The sequence below is a fragment of the Comamonas aquatica genome (genome assembly GCF_018064205.1).
GTDB lineage: Bacteria > Pseudomonadota > Gammaproteobacteria > Burkholderiales > Burkholderiaceae_C > Comamonas > Comamonas aquatica.
In genome coordinates this window covers 1,458,869-1,474,647 of sequence record NZ_CP072916.1, presented here as the reverse complement: position 1 = coordinate 1,474,647, position 15,779 = coordinate 1,458,869, and the positions used below count along the sequence as shown (strand labels likewise).

The window sequence follows — 15,779 nt, the reverse complement described above, 5'->3', positions numbered from 1 at the left end:
CCGGTGCATCAGGAAAACCTGAATGTGCACCGGGAACGTACTCCAAATTAATCAAGTTGGATATTCAGGGCTTTTATCAAAGTCCCCATCTTTTGGGCCTCGCTGCGAATGAAGCTATCGAACTGTTCAGGCGTGCCCGACACTACTTCCGACCCCATTTCCTGCCATTTCGCCTTGAATTCAGCATCATTAAAGATGCCACGCAGCTCGGTATTCAGGCGTGCCACGACTGCTTTAGGGGTGCCGGCAGTAGTCGAAACCCCATGCCATGCGTAGTATTCAAAATCTGGGTATCCGAGCTCGCTGATTGCAGGCACATCAGGCAATAGCTCTGAACGATTTTTCGTCGTCACAGCCAGCGTGTATTGACCCAGTGAATTCCTGCTCAGGTGTTAACGTTGAAGGAAACGACGATGAGCACCCTGATGGAAGACGACATCAAGCGCTGGACAGCCAAGCGTAAGACAGCCCTTGTCCTGGACATCATCCAGGGCAAGACCACGATCTCGGAGGCCAGCCGTGCCTTCGACCTCAACCCCTCGGAGGTTGAGCAATGGGTCGATGAAGGCAAACGTGGCATGGAGAACGCCCTGCGCACCAAGCCCTTGGAAGTCAAAGAGCAGTACGAGAAGCAACTGCGCGAACTTCAGCAGGCCTATGGCGAAGCCATGTTGGAGCTGCGTGCCAGAAAAAAGCTGGCGTCCCTGCTGGGCAACGAGGACGAGAAATGATCCTCAGCCTTCAGCAGGGACTGGCCCAAGACGGATTCAAAGTCAGCCTGGTCAAGCTGTGCCATTGGTTCGAGATGCCCCGGCGCACGGTGTACTACCGCAGCACCAAGGCACCACCGAAGGTTCAGGAACACTTCGTCAAACCCATCAAGGCCATGATCGAAGAGAACCCGTCGTTCGGCTATCGCACCGTGGCGCACCTGCTTGGCTTCAACAAGAACACCGTGCAGCGGGTCTTCCAGCTCAAGGGCTGGCAGGTGCGCAAGCGCCCGGTGGGCTTCAGGCCTCGCATCCAGGCATTGCCTTCTGTGGCCAAGGCGCCAGATGAGCGCTGGGCCACCGATCTGTGCCGCGTGTGGACAGGGCGTGATGGCTGGGCTTCGCTGGCCCTGGTGATCGACTGCTACAGCCGCGAGCTGCTGGGCTGGCACCTCAGCCGAAGTGGCCGATCCAAGACCGCTGAAGCGGCGCTGGAGCAGGCGTTGATTGCCAGGTACGGCTGTCTGGGCAAGGTCCGGCACCCGTTCCTGTTGAGGTCAGACAACGGTCTGGTGTTCACCAGCCGCAGCTACACGGCCTTGGTCAAAAGCTATGGCCTGCAGCAGGAGTTCATCACCCCGTACAGCCCGGAGCAAAACGGCATGGTCGAGCGCGTGATCAGAACGCTCAAAGACCAATGCGTACACCGCCACCGTTTCGAGACACTGCAGCACGCCTGTCGTGTGATCGCAGATTGGATCGGCTTTTATAACCACCGGCGCCCTCATCAGGCGCTGGGCATGAAGACCCCCGCTGAGGCTTATGCTTTAGCAGCCTGACCTGTGCAGAAACCGCTGGGTCAATACAAGCGGACGCAGCTTGCCAGACTTGATGTGCGGCATCGAGCTACCGAGGATATCGAACATGCTCGTAATCTGCCCTCCCATCAGGTCGACGATGGCAGGACCTGCACCTTTGTATGGAATATGGGTAATCTCTACGTTAGCCTTGGCCTTGAAAAGCTCGCCGCCAAGATGCTGAGGGGTGCCGTTGCTGGCAGAACCGAATGTCACCCGGCTATCAGGCTTCTTCGCGAGGCTCAAGTAGTCCTGAAAGTTCTTGATTGGACTCTTTTCAGACACTTCCAGAACTAATGGAAACTTGGATATCTGCATGACAGGAGCGAGATCCTTGATAGGGTCATAGCTGAGCTTCCCGTATAGATACTGATTTGCCGACAAATTGCCACTGGCTGCCAAAAGAATTGTGTAGCCATCGGGCTTAGCCTTGACCACCTGTCCAGTGCCTATATTTCCGCTAGCACCTGCACGGTTTTCAACTACAACAGGCACATTCAGCCGCTTCGACAAAGGTTGAGCGATCAACCGCGCCATCAGATCGGTAGGCCCACCTGGAGGAAAAGGCACCACGAACGTGATCGGCTTACTTGGCCATACCTCCTCTGCCATGCTAACAAACGGAACCAGCAAAGCAGCCGACAGTGCCAATTTTTTCACTAATGGTGTGCTAAGAGGTAAGCGTTCGTTAATCCGGTTTAGCCGTTTGCCAAGATGCTTGGATTGCGTGTTATCGGCTTTTTTTGTCATATCTTTGTCTCCTTGCTCTAGTTGTTCAGAAATCAGCGCTTGTCGTGAGAATGGATCTGCAACGCTTCTAAAAAGCGCGAAACCATGTTGTAGGCCGCGATGGTGGCTGTAATCTCTACAAGTTGTGGTGGCGCAAACAGAGCAGAAACAGCGCCGAACACCTCGTCTGGAACCTGAATCTGGCGGGTCATAGCGTCTGTATAAGCCAGGACTGCACATTCCTGCGCATCGAACAGTTCGCAACTTCTCCAATCACTGAGAGCATCAAGCTTGTCCTGTGATACGCCCTCTTTCAGCGCGATCGGCGCATGCTGGTCGGCCTCATAGGGAGCGTTGTTCAGTAGCGCCACGCGCATGATGATCAACTCGCGCATCGCACCGGTTATGGTTGTTTTTTGTCTGATGGCCGTCAGATAGTTGAGCCACCCTTCTGCAACTGGGGTGCTGTGCATCAGCATCTGGTAGAGGTGCAAAACGCTGCCGCGTTCAGACACGATGCGCTCGGTCAATGAACGAGCCTCGTTGCAGCTGGCATCTGCATAGGGAATACGCGCCATATTTTTTGACTCCTGGTTTCTAAGGGATTCGATTTGGAGCTGCTGCACTTGTGAGCGCATCTGCTCCTGAACCTCCCAAATCCTAAAGATCTGGTATATATTTTTTAAATTCTTTGTTTCTATACATTTATGAATTAATTGAATGAATATTCCGCCACGACACCTACGAATGTTTCTAGCCCTTGCCGAGTCTCTGAACTTCAGCAAAACCGCTGAACAACTGTTCATGACGCAGCCGTCGCTGAGCAAGTCAATACAGGACTTAGAGACTACGTTGGGCCTTCCTCTGTTCGAGAGAACCACGCGCAGCGTGCATCTGACCCCTGGAGGACAGCGTCTGGTATCTATCGCTAGAACCGTGGTTGGCGAGTACGACGCTGGCCTGATGCGAATGATGTCTACTGCCCAGCGTGAAGCCTTGCAGCTATCGATCTCTGCTTGGCCGTCGCTGGCTTATGTGGTGTTGCCGCAGCTATGCGCAGAGCTAGAGCAGCGTTTCGAAGGACCTCAGATCTCTGTGCATGACTGCGCCAACAGCGCCTGTTTGCAGCGAGTACTGAACTACCAAGCAGACTTTGCGCTCGCCTCGGTCGCACAGTCGCACCCGGAACTGCAGTGCCAAGAGTTGATGCGTGACCGTTTCGTTCTCCTGGCCAGCGGCAAATGGCGCAAGCAACTTCCCGAAAGCCTTCGTCTCAAAGACCTGCTGGAGTTACCGCTGATTACACTGACAGATGCAAGCACGGCGATGCGCTACATGAGTGCAGCCTACCTGCAGCGAGGCATCGAGTACCGGCCGAAAATGCAAGTCGATCAGGTCGCAACAGTAGCGGGACTTGTAAAAAAAGAAGTCGGTGTGGCGGTTCTGCCGTACCTTGGGGTTTTACCGATTCTCGAAGCCCGCAGCATGCAAATGTCGGAAATCGTGGACGGTCCGCTCCGCTCTGTCGGCATCGTGACCCGGCGCATGGGAAAGCCCACAGCCATAGCGACAACCGCTATGGAAGAAGTGCAATCCATATGCCATGAGCTTATAGCCAGACACCAGAGCTGGGTGTTGCCTGCACCACCCCATGAGCGCCAAAAGCAATGAAACGATCTCAAAAGGCGGTTATCGAGATCTTCAAAAGCGCATTTAAAAAACACACCTGTCCGCTTAGAGCGTCATAGGCTTATTGCAGACGTTCAATCAATACTCGATCCATAGCCAACTGTTCTTTCAACAGCATTACCTGAACGTCTTGCCGTTTGACCAATCCGCCAAGCTCTCCAACCATTTCTGCGCCTTCTGCAGCAAGGGCAGCGAGTCGCTTGTGTTGATCTGCGAGATCTCGGCAGGCAGCGGCGTCACTGGCAGCCTGGGCATGCTGGGTGGCGGTGGTGCGCAGGTGGTGCTGCAGGCTTGCAATGCGGGCAGCATCAGCAGTGCGGCCAGCTTCCAGCCGCTGGATTTCTTGGGTGTATGCATGGGTGTTGTCCTGTTGCGCTGCGGCGTGCTGCAGTCGCCCTGCCGCTTTGGTTTCTGTAGCTTGCTGCGCTTGCTGAGCCTGTGCCAGCGCCTGTTTTGACTGTTGGTCGTTGCGCAGGGCGATGGCAGTACCCGCACGCAGGCTTTGCACCCACCATGCGCCACTGCCACCCAGGGCGATGCCTGCGGCCAGTGCGATGGCGACGGATTTCATACCAAGCCCCCTTCGCACAGTTGGCGCTCTGCCTTGCGGCGTTGCACCAGGCCGGGCAGCTGCTTGCCGCCGGCATAGGTCCAGCGGCTCAGCTCTGCGCACGCGCCCTGCAGGTCGCCGGCATTGGCCTTGCGCACCAGGGTGGATTGGCAAAACGCCCCCTCCCCCACGTTGAAGGCAAAGCTCAGGAACGCGGCGCGCTGGCCGTCGGTCAGCGGCTGGCGGATGCAGCCCAGGGCATTGGCATGCTGGGCCAGGTCCTGGTACAGCATGGCCTCGCACTGCTGGCGGGTGAAGGTATGGCCCATGCGCAGCTCCGGCCCGGTGTGGCCGGTACACGCGGTGATGATGCCGATGGGGTCGCGGTAGGTGCGCAGCACCGTGCCCTCGTACCTGGCCACCAGCGGCACGACCAGCGCGGTGGCGGCCGCGCCAATGGCGGCGATCAGTTTGGCTTTGCTAGACATCGCACCCTCCCTGAATGGCTTGCATGCGCGCCAGGTGCTCGGCCTCCTTGCGCGCGTCATCGCGCAAGCGCAGCTCATGCTCCTTGCGCCGAAAGTAGTAGTTCACCCCCAGGCCCAGCAGCGCGATGATCACGCCCACCCAGCCAAAGAACGCGCTGGAGGTGGCCCAGCCCACACCTGCCGTTGCAGATCCCGCCAGGGTGGTTTTGCTGCCGACGGCTGCCGCGTTGGCGGCTTCGATGGCTGTTTCAACTTTCATGGTGTTCGGGCGTAAAAAAACCGCCCGAAGGCGGCGGTTGGGGGGTGGACTGCCTTCTGGGGGGCAGTGTCTCGGCCAGGGTGGCAAACGCATAACCCTAGCCGGGGTCACACGGTCAGGATGTGCCCTCGTAGCTGTAGCTGTGGCTCTCGTTGCGGCTGGCAGAACCCGAGATCCCGGCGCTGGTGTGCATCATGTTCATGGCCGATGCCGTCAGCTGGGCAAACACCTGGGTGCCGACCTTGGCCGCGTCGGCGCGGGCGTTGTTGGCGGCAATCACGGCCTCGTTGTTCATGCGCGCGGTCTGCAGCGACACCTGGATGCCGGCCTCGTACTGGCGCATGCTGGTTTCCCACACCTTGGTTTGCAGCTCGGCCTTGGACTGGATGGCCGCATTCGCCACCCGGTAGGCGTCCAGCATGGCCGCCGACTGCTTGCCCAGCGCATCCAGGCGCAGGCCCTCGGCCGCCACCCGGGCACGGTAGCCCTCCCACTCGGAGCTTTTGGCCTGGGCCAGCGCCTGAAAGCGCGACACCAGGGCGCGCGACTTCTCGGCCTGGGCCTGCACCTGGGTGGAATACACCGCCCCGCGGGCCTTGAACACCTCCACCTTGGTGGCTTCCGCCTGCACGCCCGACTTGTAGATTTCCATCTTGGCAGTCTCGGCGTTCATCTGCGCCACATAGGCGCGCACCTGCTCGCCGGCGGCGCCGATCTTGGCTTGCTCCAGCTGCACCAGGGTCTGCGCTGCGGCCACCTGGGCGCGGTAAATCTCGACCTCGGCCATGCCGGCCTCGATCTGCACCTTGTAGCGCTCGACCAGGGAGCGGTTGATGTCCGCCTTGGACTGCTCGGCCGCCAGCTGGGCCTTGTAGACCTCGACCTTGGCCAGCTGGCTTTCAATGATGGTCTTGTAGACGCTGGCATACGATTCATAGCCCTGCAGCAGCGCCTTGAACTGCTCGAGCTGCGCGTTGTGCACCGCAATCGCGTTCTCGGCCATCAGGCGGGCGGCTTCAAACGTCTGCTGCTCGATCTTCCAGCTGTAGTCCATCAGCTGGGCCTCCAGTTGCATGCCCTGGGCAATCGCTTCGCGCAGGTTCTGCTGCTCCAGCTCGGCCTGCTTGATCGCAATGTCGCGGCTCAAGTCACTGAGCTTGCCCAGGTAGTCGCGGTTGGCCTGGCGCAGCTGCTCGGCCATCACCCCGCTGGGCAGCACAAAGCCCCGGGCCGCATGCAAGCGCAGCACCTCGGTTTCCCCGGTGCGGGCAATGGTGGCCTCGCGGTCACGGGCCCGCGCCCACAGGGCCTGCTCCACGGCCGGGGCCAGGCCGCTGCCGCCGGCGATGCGGCGGTTGAGCACCGCCTTCAGGTTGTCCAGCAGCTGCGATGCGTACTCGGGGCCCCGCTGGTAGCTGTAGGGCGTGGGCGCCAGGATTTCCAGCTGGGGGGCGTCTTGCAGCTTGTCCAGCCAGTCTTCGCGCAGGTTCACCCCGCTGAAAGCCACGGTTTTCAGCTCCAGGAACGTGGGTGCGCCCGGCATGCTGACGCTCGGGGCGGCGGGCACCGGCACATTGCCCACCGCGGGGACGGTGGGCACCACCCCGTAATTGATCGCCGGCGCGGCCGGGAAGACCAGAGGCGGCAGGGTGTCCGTGAACTCGGGAATGTCAATGTCGGGGATGGCCTCGGCCAATGGCGTCGGCGTGCCCCCCACGTTCGCCGGGTTGTAGGCGATGTTGGGCATGGCCGGCGCCGCGGGCGCTTGCTCCAGGGTGGGCGGCGCCATGGTCTGCCAGGTCACACTCAGCGTGGGCGGCGCGTAGATCGACGTTTCCAGGGCCTGGGTGAAGGTGGACAGCTTGGCCTCCGCGGCGTCGGCATAGTCCTTGGCCAGCGCAAACGTGCTGTTGACCAGCTCGGCCGCGCTTTGCAGGTCTTGGGGGTTGGTTGCCATGTTCAGATCCTCCGGTTGTTGGATGCCACGGTGGCCACCTCGACGGCATCAATCGAGAAGGCTGCGCCTTCCTTGTTGCTGAAGCCGAAGGCCAGGTAGCTTTCGCAGATGCCGCGGCCCGGCGAAGCCCGCGACACCTCCGAAGCGCGCACCGCGAAGGGATAGGCCCACTGGCCCACCTTGCCGTGCACATGCAAGTTGCCCACGCCCGCCCCGGCCATGGAGAAATAGACCGCGCTCATGGCTTTGCGCAGGCTGCTCTGCCACTGCAGCATGGGCGTCATAAAGCTGGCGTCAATCGGCCGGCCCGCATCGGTATCGCCGCCCAGCGCATACAGGCCGGTCACATCGCCGGCGTGCGTGGGGGTGATGCTTTGGAAATTCCAGTCAAACTCGGTGACTGCACCATTCAGGGTGTTCATGCAAATCGTGGTCATATCAGTTCAGCACCAAGCGGTGCCCTCCCCGGTTGAAATTTCGTCAGTAATGGGGTTCCACGAATACCAATAGCGCCCCGTGGAATCCTTGGGCAGCACATCCAGCGTTGTCAGCACCTGATCCACGGCCATAAATCGCGTGTTCTGCCCATCACCCGATCGGGCCATCCCCAGCACAATGAATGTGTTGTTGGAGCCCAAGGGCACTGTCCTGAATGAATCGGCGGTAGGCAGTACCTGGGGCTGCGTGTAATCAAGGTACTCGTGAGTGACCACCCATGGCGGGGTCGTCAGCGAAGCGGTGAAGGTGCTCTTCACCCCCCGGCGATAAGTCCGGGTTGTTTTGGCGCTAAGGGTGGATGCCGACACCAACCGCGGTATTGGTCAGCGTGTCATACATCCGATAGGTGCCATACACGATGGCCTTATTGCGCAAGCCCACGGGCGCAGTCAGCAACTGGGTAGGCGGCTTGGGCGCTGGCAGTCCGGGCAGGGCAATCAAATTGGTGTTTGGCGTCATCAGCCGCTGGCGCGTGCCGGGGATGACCACGGGCGCGGCGCCGGCTACAGAAATAGTCTGCCCCGTCGTTGTGTTGGCGCTCACCTTGCCATGCAGGTACGTGCCTAGATACACATTCCTTTTATCCACCAGTCCGGGAAGGTAGCGCCATTTGTCCTCCCCATTGTGTGACCACGCCTTAACGTGGGTGTACCCGGTGGCTTGCTCTTTCTCGATTCGCGCCAACTTCGATAGCTTCGCGTTGTTGACTGTGCCAGTGCCAACGACGACTTCCCAAGAAGACAGTACCCCGTCCAGGGACTGAACGCTGCGAACACTTCTGTCTGAGCGGCGCACCGAGCCCTGCTTTTGCACATTGCTGAAAGTAAGCAGCCGGTTGTACGGCGCAAAAAACCATACATGCTCGTCTTTATCGCCGTCCGCTGGCCACACCAGCACCTCGTCCTGCCCGCGATGCGAGCGCAGCAGCACCCGGGAGCCGTCCGGCAAGAAGCGCTCCCACTGCTGGCCGGGGGCCACCGACAGGCGCATCTGCGCGGCGAACAGGCCATACAGGTGCTGCACGCCGGCCAGCTGCGCCTTAGAGATCGGCCGCTGCAGCACGCGCAGGGCCGCCGGCGGGCGGGGCTCGGTCGGGGTGCCGTCAAGCTGGAGCCAAAACGGGTTGTTCAGCATCACTGCTCCACCGCAAGGTACTGGGGCACCTCGTTTTCCAGGCGGAACGTAGCGGCCACTTCGCGCGCCGTGGTGCGGTAGCGGCCCTGGGTGATGCGTTGCAGCTGGCCCCCGTTGAAGCCGCAGGCAATAGATCCGCCCAGGATGCACAGCATCGCGGCGCCAGAGCCTCGGCGGCCATCGCCCAGCCCCACCATGTCGCCCGGCACGCTCACGCCCGAGCCCAGCACCACGCCCTCGTTGCTGACATTGCGGTAGGCCAGCGCATCGAAGCTGTCGCCGGCCAGGAATGCCAACTCCCGCTCGGTGCCCACCCACACGCCATCGTCCACCGGCTGCACGGCGGTGATGGGGGCGGTGAACTGGTAGAAGTCGCCCAGGCCTTTGAACAGTTCGGGCTGGAAGGGCATGGAGGAGCGCAGCACGCTGCCATCGGCCACCAGCACGCGGCCGTTCCACCAGGTCATCAGGCGCCCGGGCATGGCCGGCATCAGGTGCTCGGTGCGGCAGGGCACGGTCAGGTTGTCGGCCGTGCCCAGGAAGCTGAAGGCCCCACCGGGGGTGAAGCCTGCCAGGAACAGCTGGCTGCCGTTGGGGCCGGACAGGTAGACCTGGGTGCCGTGGCCGGGCTCGACCGCCAGGCCTTGAATCAGGATGCCACCGCCCTGGGGCACCTCGACCTGGCCGCCCAGCACCGCCCCGCCCTCCAGCCCGTCGCTATCGCGCACATGGGCCAGGGCATACAGGTAGGTGCCGGCATCCAGCCCGCCGGCCACCGCCTGGGCCTGGCCCGCCTGCTGGGGCAGCGGCACGCCCCAGGGCATGCAGCTGCGCCCATCGGTGATGCCGCAAATCAGCCCATTGCTGAATCCCACCCGCCCATCGGGCAAGTCGCAGTACCAGACCCGGGCCATGCCCAGCGCCGGGTAGAGCAGCGCGCGGCTGCCGTCCGGGTGCAAGGCCGTGAGGTCGCCACCACAGGTAAAGAGCGTGAAATGCGGCGATTGCCACAGATTTTTATGGCAATCGTCATGCAGGCGCTGATAACCGCTGCGGCGGCGTACTTCATCGCTCAGGCCGATTTCCACATTGCTGGCGCTGGCCAGCTCGGTTTGGCCTTTGCGGGCCTGGGGCATCACGTTGTTGATGCCGGTGAAGTTCTTGAGTGTCAGCATCGCTGCCCCCATTGCAGTTGGTGCTGGGAAAACCGCGTGGTCGGCGGCAGGGAATGTGCAAACACGGTCGTGCGCGCCACCGCCAGCTGCCCGTACTGGGTGCCTTGGTAGCCCTCGGTGATGGCCTCGGATTTGCCCAGTGCCGTGGCACCGCCGAAGCGGACACGAGAGGGCATGCCCTGGGCCTGCGCGACCAGCTGCGCCGACAGCGGGCCCAGTTGGGCCAGCGGCCCAGCACCACGCAGGCCGGCAACGCTGCCTGCGGACAGCCCCCCCATGCTGGTCGTAGGCGCAGTCCCGGCCGCGTGCACCACCTGCACCAGCAGGGCACCGCCGAAGCGGGTTTGTGGCGCCATCCCCTGCTCACGCGCGAACACCTGGGCGGCCACGGCCCCGCCGAACTGCGCCAGCGGTTGCTGCAGGCCCAGGCCCTCGCCCTGCAGTTGCAGCGCTGCGGCGCCAAAGCGCACCAGGGCCAGGCCGCCGGCGGGCCCATACCAGGGCTGGGCCGTATGCGGGCCACCGAAGCGCGTGGCCAGCAGCCCCTGGGCGTGCACCTCTTGGGCGGGCGCTTCGGTCACGCCTGCCGTCATCTCCACCGCCCCAAGGGCGCCGTCACCGATGGCCAGTGCCCCGATGGCGCCGGCGCTGCGCAGCACCGCCTGCGCTGGCACCGGTTCGTTGGCCAATGTCAGCAGCACCTCGGCGCCCAGTGCTGCAAAGCCAATGGCGCAGGCACCAATCGCCCCAGCGTCCAACAGTGCAGCAGCTACGGGGCTTGGCGCTGGCGCCATAGCCAGCCCCAAACCACCAATTGCGTTTGTTCCGATGGCAGAGTTAGCTACAGCCATGGCCAGCGCCTTAGATCACATATCCGGCAGTGGGCAGATAGCCATCGCTATCTCCAGGCAGCGCCGCCATACCCCCCTCACCCGGCGAGCGCAGGATGCTGAAACTGGCCATGTTGAACTTCTTGCCGGTGGTTGTTCCGGTGAAATCAACAAGGGCAATCTCTGAAAAGGGGCCAAGCTCACACACTGCGGTGCCGTGGTGCGAACCAGCGGCGAACGACAAGGTGTAAACCTCCAGCTTGGCGCCCTGTTCCGTCATAAAGCGCTGGCGGCAGTCACCTACAGCAGTGCAACCCATGACGGTTACATTGCCGTCCCTGCCCGCAGTGAGCGTGGCATCTGAAACGCCATCCACAGCATCGCCCAGGGTTATGTCGTACAGCGCGGCGTTCTTCAAGTTGGCCTTGCAAAGGCGAACATTGTCAGCTTCGATCAGCTGCTTGGTGATCCCGAGTTGCAGAACGTCAAACACCACGGTCGCGGCGTCATCAGGCTCCAAGGAGATCGTGAACTCCAGCGGGTGGCTGGCGGGCTGCGGGAAGTCGTAGCAAGAGTAGGTGCCACTGCCGAACGTAATCGTCACAGTGTCGCCTTCTGGAATGTCGTAGGTATAGACCTTGGCCAAGGCCGCTTCCAGCGTTTTCAAGGCACCACCGGCTGTGTTCTCCAACCCACTGTTTGCGTCGTTGCCGTCATCGCGCACAAACAGGAACAGGCGGTAATCGGGCAGCGGCAGCAAAGACGTACCACCGCCACCGCCTGTAGGCGCGTCCACCCACTTGAGCTTACCCGTGGCGGCATCCAGCGCCAGCATCTGGCCCTCGGCCCCACCGGGCGGGATCATGGCCAGGCGCGAAGCCAGCGGCGTGATCACGACGCGCTTGTCCCCGGCCGCGAAGTCGATGGCCGCGGCCGTGCCGGCGGAGTTTTCGTGCACGGTGGTGCGTTCCAGGCGCTCCCCGCCTGCATCATCGGGGCCGTAGTAGGTGCCCACGCCCACCTCCCAGGCGCCGGTGGCCGCACCGCTGGCATCGCAGGCATACAGCAGGTATTCGGTGGTGTCGCCCGTGGCCAGCACCGCACCAAAGGCCTTGTGGGCTGCCAGCGCAGCACCAAAGGTCACGGCCGCGGTGCCCACCACGGCGCCTTGAGCCCCCACACGGGCAGCGAGTTTGTGCGTCATGTCAGTGACTCCTTACAGGGCAAACAGCTTGTTGGCGCCGTTGCTGATTCGCACCAGCAAATTGCCGCCATTGGTCTGTGCGGGGAAGCCGGTCACGTTGTCGAAGTAGCCGATCAGCGCAGAGGTTTCGGGCACGCCGGTGTTCTTGTAGATCGCCACAGCCTGGGCCACCTGGCCCGCGGGCAGGGTCAGAAACTCGGGGTCGTTGCAGTCAAAAACGCCACCGGCAGTGGACTTGCCGGACAGCTCCACCGGGTCGCCCACCGCGAACGCGGAGATGGCGGTCAGGAACTCATGCGCGGCAGACAAGACGTAGCCATCGGACAGCAGCACCGCGCAGATGGTGTCGTTGTCCATGTTGATCTGGGCGCGGAGCAGTTTTTCCTTGCCTTTGGGGTAGAGGGTGTCTGCCATGGTGGCACTCCTTCAAGTGGTTGCTGCAGGGTGCGCAGGCCACGGGGCGCGCACTGGTTGGGTCAGCAGCCACCGCCCAAAAACAGATGGCCAGGGCTACTGGAACAGGTCCAGTCTCCCCAGCCATGAAAGATCCGCCTAACCCTAGCCGGGGCACAAAGAAAAAGCCCCGACTGCAGTGGCAATCGGGGCTTTAGTGCGTGACTTTTAGTGACGGCTATCGCCAGAAGCAGTGCTTCGGACCTTGAATTTCAGCATTCATAAAAACTGAGCTCCGAGTTTTTAGGTTTGTCTAAACAAGACAACAGCGGATTTGCCTGTTGAGCTGCACACGCCATACAGTCTTAGGCGAACTAGACAGGAACATCGCTTTGAGCAAGATCTACATTCCGGCGGCAGATGCAGAGGTATGGGCACAGTTCTTGGCTGAGCCAGTCAAGCACTGGCGGCGAGGCTACTCTGCACGCACGCTTGCCTACTCATGGCAAGAAGCAAATGACTTCCCATCTGAGGTTTCGGCAGTCCTGTCGCAGCGCTTTCCATCGGCGGAGTTGTTGCTGGCCCTGCCTGAGCATCAGGTCGCACTGCCAGGGGGCTCGCGCCCATCTCAAAACGACATTTGGGTTCTGGCCAAATCTCAGGGCCAACTTATCTCCATCGCGGTAGAGGGCAAAGTCTCTGAACCTTTCGGACCAACGATTCAAGAGTGGCAGGCTGATCCAAGTTCGGGAAAGACCAAGCGACTTGCATATCTACTCTCTCTTCTTGGGCTCACGTCAGCTCCAGACACGGTTCGCTATCAGCTCCTTCACCGCACTGCGTCTGCCATCATTGAAGCGCAGCGGTTCAATGCTGCTCACGCAGTAATGCTGGTTCACTCGTTCAGCCAATCAAATGAGTGGCTTCAAGACTATGCGGTGTTTGCCAACCTCATGGGGGCCGGTACCGCCGCATGCAACACCATTGTTTCTGTTGGCAACCGCGCTGGCGTCGAGCTTCATTTGGCGTGGGTGTGCGGCAACCCTAGCTACCTTTCTAAGTGACGTGGCAGGGGACTAAAAATTCATTCAAGCCGATGCCACTTCGTGGCACGGCTTAATTCCGGTGTTGGTAATTTAGGTGTCTGCTATGGGTCGAGGCTGCGTGAAAACTCGCACGGACATGAAATTCAGGGATCTTCTCACCATTACCTCGGTCAAGAAAAACGCTTACATAGCGATCTGAGAGGTCGTTTTTTTGTTGATGCCAGTGCTTCATACGTTTTTACACAGCCTCGGCCGATTTGCGACGGTCGCAAACCGGCCAGAAGCAGACACAGGGAGCAGTTTCCGAAACCGGCCGTTCGACGCGACGCCGATGGGTTCCGGGCATGGGCAGTGAATCCGCCAAGATTGTCATGGGTCGCTCTACCTTTCGCTAGAGGGGCGGCAGTGCATCGAGAGGTGATCGGACTCCGGCACCGCCGACTTTCAGCACGTGCGTGTAGATCATCGTCGTCGAGACGTCGGAATGGCCGAGCAGATCCTGCACAGTTCGAATGTCGTAACCGCTACGGAGCAAGGCCGTTGCGAACGAGTGGCGCAGGGTATGCGGTGTAGCAGGCTTCGCGACACCTGCTTCTTCCACGGCACGTTTGAAGGCGCGCTGAAAGGTCTGGTCATACATATGATGGCGACGCACGACACCGCTCCGTGGGTCGGTCGAATGCGTGTGCTGCGCAAAGACCCAGAACCACGGCCAAGAATGCCCGGCGCGCGGATACTTCCGCTCAACGGCGTCGGGAAGCGCAACGCCGCTGCGGCCCTCGGCCTGGTCCTTCAGCCACCATGCCCGGGCACGCGCCAGCTGCTCGCGCAGGCCGGGCACCAAGCTCTCGGACAACATCAATGCCCGATCCTTGGAGTCCTTGCCCTCCCGCACGATGATCGTGCCATGATCGAAATCCAGATCCTTGACCCGCAGTTGCAAACCCTCGCTGATCCGCATGCCAGTTACATACAGAAGCTGGGCGAACAAACGATGCTCCCCTTCCAGAAAACAGAGGATGCGAACCACCTCATCCGGGGTCAGCACGACCGGCAAGCGCCGCGACGGCCGAGGTCTTCCGATCTCCTGAAGCCAAGGCAGATCCGCGCACAGCACCTTGCCGTAGAAGAACAGCAAGGCCGCCAATGCCTGCCGATGCGTGGATGCCGAAACCTTACGCTCGTTCGCCAGCCAGGACAGGAGTGCCTTGACTTCGCTGCTGCCCAAGGTTGCCGGGTGACGCACACCGTGGAAACGGATGAAGGCACGAACCCAGTGGACATACGCCTGTTCGGTTCGTAAGCTGTAATGCAAGTAGCATATACGCTCACGCAGCTGGTCCAGAACCTTGGCCGAACGCAGCTGTGGCAATGGTGCAGTGCTGGTTTCCATGGCTTGTTATGACTGTTTTTTTGTACAGTCTATGCCTTGGGCATCCATGCAGCAAGCGCTTTACGTCGCGGGTCGATGTTTGATGTTATGGAGCAGCAACGATGTTACGCAGCAGGGCAGTCTCCCTAAAACAAAGTTAGGTTTTCGGAGTAAAAATGAACATAATTTTTAGAATTCTCATTTGCTTTGTTGCTTATTTCGTTGTCTTCATCGGCAACAACGTTTATCGTGAATTGAATAATTTACAGCCAAGTACTGCCCTCAGTACCCAACTCGGTTTCGCGGCAATGTTTGCTCTTTGGTTTGTCTTGCCAAAAAAGAAGTAAATTTAAACTTCTAACAAATTTTCAATATATAAAATTTTTCGAATAAATCAATATAAAAAAAGAACTAATTTAAACTTATGACACCCCAAATATTATGACCACAAACTCTATTCACCCTCCGGCAAAACTTTTGTTTTCAATTTCAGCAATTATTGTGTTATTTTTATTAACAATTGGTCAATCATACGCATCAGCCGAAGGAATATTGAAATTATCAAATGCCGATTTTGATAATCTAGGCAAATCCATGGCCGAGGGAGTATCAAAGTCCGCGCCGCAAAAAATAGATCGAACGACCATTTTGCTTGGCGCTTTTTATTCAAATCAAACAAAAACTTTTATTTATAAATATAAATCAGATATTACAATAAATTCATCTGCGATCAGAAATCATATAATACAAAATTCTTGCGGGAATGCGACGCGACGTGCATTTTTGCAACGAGGTGGATTTTTTGAGCACGCTTATTTGACTCCAAGTGGAGAACAAAAGATAAAAATAAAATTTTCAGATTGCCAATAAAATATATTGCATTTTTAA

At 59.6% G+C, this 15,779-nt stretch carries 20 protein-coding genes; 5 read left to right on the top strand and 15 right to left on the bottom strand.

What is annotated here, in order from left to right:
* Positions 1-47: 47 nt before the first annotated feature.
* Positions 48-353 (bottom strand): Bug family tripartite tricarboxylate transporter substrate binding protein, encoded by a 306-nt coding sequence (locus KAQ61_RS06920; RefSeq protein ID WP_244983014.1) that lies wholly within the window; start codon positions 351-353, stop codon positions 48-50.
* A gap of 60 nt (positions 354-413) precedes the next feature.
* Here KAQ61_RS06920 and KAQ61_RS06915 point away from each other — a divergent pair, with 60 nt between their 5' ends.
* Both KAQ61_RS06915 and KAQ61_RS06910 read left to right on the top strand, forming a co-directional pair.
* On the top strand, positions 414-731 hold the full coding sequence (locus KAQ61_RS06915) for a DUF1153 domain-containing protein (RefSeq protein ID WP_003074457.1): 318 nt from the start codon (positions 414-416) through the stop codon (positions 729-731).
* The gene (locus KAQ61_RS06910) at positions 728-1,549 is read left to right on the top strand and encodes an IS3 family transposase (protein ID WP_210929272.1); all 822 of its coding nucleotides are present in this window, start codon (positions 728-730) and stop codon (positions 1,547-1,549) included. The genes KAQ61_RS06915 and KAQ61_RS06910 overlap by 4 nt, the downstream gene beginning before the upstream one ends.
* Here the strand turns inward: KAQ61_RS06910 and KAQ61_RS06905 are convergent.
* Both KAQ61_RS06905 and KAQ61_RS06900 read right to left on the bottom strand, forming a co-directional pair.
* On the bottom strand, positions 1,538-2,317 hold the full coding sequence (locus KAQ61_RS06905; protein ID WP_210930963.1) for a Bug family tripartite tricarboxylate transporter substrate binding protein: 780 nt from the start codon (positions 2,315-2,317) through the stop codon (positions 1,538-1,540). The genes KAQ61_RS06910 and KAQ61_RS06905 overlap by 12 nt on opposite strands.
* 32 nt (positions 2,318-2,349) lie before the next feature.
* Positions 2,350-2,874: a carboxymuconolactone decarboxylase family protein gene (locus KAQ61_RS06900; RefSeq protein ID WP_210930961.1), complete on the bottom strand. Its 525-nt coding sequence runs from the start codon at positions 2,872-2,874 to the stop codon at positions 2,350-2,352.
* Between the two features lie 142 nt (positions 2,875-3,016).
* On the opposite strand from KAQ61_RS06900, the gene KAQ61_RS06895 reads away from it, so the two are divergent.
* Positions 3,017-3,967 (top strand): LysR family transcriptional regulator, encoded by a 951-nt coding sequence (locus KAQ61_RS06895; protein ID WP_210930959.1) that lies wholly within the window; start codon positions 3,017-3,019, stop codon positions 3,965-3,967.
* A gap of 79 nt (positions 3,968-4,046) precedes the next feature.
* Here the strand turns inward: KAQ61_RS06895 and KAQ61_RS06890 are convergent, their stop codons facing one another.
* From KAQ61_RS06890 to KAQ61_RS06840, 11 genes are all read right to left on the bottom strand, one after another.
* A complete protein-coding gene (locus KAQ61_RS06890) occupies positions 4,047-4,556 on the bottom strand; it encodes a hypothetical protein (protein WP_210930957.1) in 510 nt (169 codons plus the stop codon).
* Positions 4,553-5,023 carry a lysozyme gene (locus KAQ61_RS06885; RefSeq protein WP_210930955.1) on the bottom strand — a complete coding sequence of 157 codons (471 nt, stop codon included), beginning with the start codon at positions 5,021-5,023 and terminating at the stop codon, positions 4,553-4,555. Before KAQ61_RS06885 ends, KAQ61_RS06890 begins: the two co-directional genes overlap by 4 nt.
* The gene (locus tag KAQ61_RS06880; RefSeq protein ID WP_210930953.1) at positions 5,016-5,282 is read right to left on the bottom strand and encodes a holin; all 267 of its coding nucleotides are present in this window, start codon (positions 5,280-5,282) and stop codon (positions 5,016-5,018) included. Before KAQ61_RS06880 ends, KAQ61_RS06885 begins: the two co-directional genes overlap by 8 nt.
* A gap of 115 nt (positions 5,283-5,397) precedes the next feature.
* Positions 5,398-7,239 (bottom strand): hypothetical protein, encoded by a 1,842-nt coding sequence (locus KAQ61_RS06875; RefSeq protein ID WP_244983013.1) that lies wholly within the window; start codon positions 7,237-7,239, stop codon positions 5,398-5,400.
* Positions 7,240-7,241: 2 nt separating this feature from the next.
* Positions 7,242-7,661, bottom strand: coding sequence for a hypothetical protein (locus tag KAQ61_RS06870; RefSeq protein ID WP_244983012.1), 420 nt, complete (start codon positions 7,659-7,661; stop codon positions 7,242-7,244).
* A gap of 21 nt (positions 7,662-7,682) precedes the next feature.
* Positions 7,683-7,877: a hypothetical protein gene (locus tag KAQ61_RS06865; protein ID WP_210930949.1), complete on the bottom strand. Its 195-nt coding sequence runs from the start codon at positions 7,875-7,877 to the stop codon at positions 7,683-7,685.
* A gap of 148 nt (positions 7,878-8,025) precedes the next feature.
* Positions 8,026-8,871 (bottom strand): hypothetical protein, encoded by an 846-nt coding sequence (locus KAQ61_RS06860; protein ID WP_210930947.1) that lies wholly within the window; start codon positions 8,869-8,871, stop codon positions 8,026-8,028.
* On the bottom strand, positions 8,871-10,046 hold the full coding sequence (locus KAQ61_RS06855) for a hypothetical protein (protein ID WP_210930945.1): 1,176 nt from the start codon (positions 10,044-10,046) through the stop codon (positions 8,871-8,873). The genes KAQ61_RS06860 and KAQ61_RS06855 overlap by 1 nt, the downstream gene beginning before the upstream one ends.
* Positions 10,040-10,840, bottom strand: coding sequence for a hypothetical protein (locus tag KAQ61_RS06850; protein WP_210930943.1), 801 nt, complete (start codon positions 10,838-10,840; stop codon positions 10,040-10,042). The genes KAQ61_RS06855 and KAQ61_RS06850 overlap by 7 nt, the downstream gene beginning before the upstream one ends.
* A gap of 67 nt (positions 10,841-10,907) precedes the next feature.
* On the bottom strand, positions 10,908-12,080 hold the full coding sequence (locus tag KAQ61_RS06845; RefSeq protein ID WP_210930941.1) for a PQQ-binding-like beta-propeller repeat protein: 1,173 nt from the start codon (positions 12,078-12,080) through the stop codon (positions 10,908-10,910).
* 12 nt (positions 12,081-12,092) lie between these two features.
* Positions 12,093-12,494, bottom strand: a complete 402-nt coding sequence (locus tag KAQ61_RS06840; protein WP_210930939.1) for a hypothetical protein — start codon at positions 12,492-12,494, stop codon at positions 12,093-12,095.
* A gap of 371 nt (positions 12,495-12,865) precedes the next feature.
* On the opposite strand from KAQ61_RS06840, the gene KAQ61_RS06835 reads away from it, so the two are divergent.
* Entirely contained in the window at positions 12,866-13,537 is a 672-nt protein-coding gene (locus KAQ61_RS06835) for a DUF6946 family protein (protein WP_210930937.1), read from the top strand.
* 373 nt (positions 13,538-13,910) lie between these two features.
* Here the strand turns inward: KAQ61_RS06835 and KAQ61_RS06830 are convergent, their stop codons facing one another.
* Complete coding sequence (locus KAQ61_RS06830; protein WP_210930935.1) at positions 13,911-14,912, bottom strand: integron integrase; 1,002 nt, start codon at positions 14,910-14,912, stop codon at positions 13,911-13,913.
* A gap of 420 nt (positions 14,913-15,332) precedes the next feature.
* Here KAQ61_RS06830 and KAQ61_RS06825 point away from each other — a divergent pair, with 420 nt between their 5' ends.
* On the top strand, positions 15,333-15,761 hold the full coding sequence (locus KAQ61_RS06825) for a hypothetical protein (RefSeq protein ID WP_210930932.1): 429 nt from the start codon (positions 15,333-15,335) through the stop codon (positions 15,759-15,761).
* The last annotated feature ends 18 nt before the right edge of the window (positions 15,762-15,779 follow it).

Coding starts and splice junctions, on each gene's coding strand:
- KAQ61_RS06825 (WP_210930932.1), top strand. CDS start 15,333: ATGACCACAAACTCTATTCACCCTCCGGCAAAACTTTTGTTTTCAATT.
- KAQ61_RS06850 (WP_210930943.1), bottom strand. CDS start 10,840: ATGGCGCCAGCGCCAAGCCCCGTAGCTGCTGCACTGTTGGACGCTGGG.
- KAQ61_RS06885 (WP_210930955.1), bottom strand. CDS start 5,023: ATGTCTAGCAAAGCCAAACTGATCGCCGCCATTGGCGCGGCCGCCACC.
- KAQ61_RS06895 (WP_210930959.1), top strand. CDS start 3,017: ATGAATATTCCGCCACGACACCTACGAATGTTTCTAGCCCTTGCCGAG.
- KAQ61_RS06855 (WP_210930945.1), bottom strand. CDS start 10,046: ATGCTGACACTCAAGAACTTCACCGGCATCAACAACGTGATGCCCCAG.
- KAQ61_RS06890 (WP_210930957.1), bottom strand. CDS start 4,556: ATGAAATCCGTCGCCATCGCACTGGCCGCAGGCATCGCCCTGGGTGGC.
- KAQ61_RS06880 (WP_210930953.1), bottom strand. CDS start 5,282: ATGAAAGTTGAAACAGCCATCGAAGCCGCCAACGCGGCAGCCGTCGGC.
- KAQ61_RS06900 (WP_210930961.1), bottom strand. CDS start 2,874: ATGGCGCGTATTCCCTATGCAGATGCCAGCTGCAACGAGGCTCGTTCA.
- KAQ61_RS06910 (WP_210929272.1), top strand. CDS start 728: ATGATCCTCAGCCTTCAGCAGGGACTGGCCCAAGACGGATTCAAAGTC.
- KAQ61_RS06845 (WP_210930941.1), bottom strand. CDS start 12,080: ATGACGCACAAACTCGCTGCCCGTGTGGGGGCTCAAGGCGCCGTGGTG.
- KAQ61_RS06860 (WP_210930947.1), bottom strand. CDS start 8,871: ATGCTGAACAACCCGTTTTGGCTCCAGCTTGACGGCACCCCGACCGAG.
- KAQ61_RS06905 (WP_210930963.1), bottom strand. CDS start 2,317: ATGACAAAAAAAGCCGATAACACGCAATCCAAGCATCTTGGCAAACGG.
- KAQ61_RS06875 (WP_244983013.1), bottom strand. CDS start 7,239: ATGGCAACCAACCCCCAAGACCTGCAAAGCGCGGCCGAGCTGGTCAAC.
- KAQ61_RS06915 (WP_003074457.1), top strand. CDS start 414: ATGAGCACCCTGATGGAAGACGACATCAAGCGCTGGACAGCCAAGCGT.
- KAQ61_RS06830 (WP_210930935.1), bottom strand. CDS start 14,912: ATGGAAACCAGCACTGCACCATTGCCACAGCTGCGTTCGGCCAAGGTT.
- KAQ61_RS06870 (WP_244983012.1), bottom strand. CDS start 7,661: ATGAACACCCTGAATGGTGCAGTCACCGAGTTTGACTGGAATTTCCAA.
- KAQ61_RS06840 (WP_210930939.1), bottom strand. CDS start 12,494: ATGGCAGACACCCTCTACCCCAAAGGCAAGGAAAAACTGCTCCGCGCC.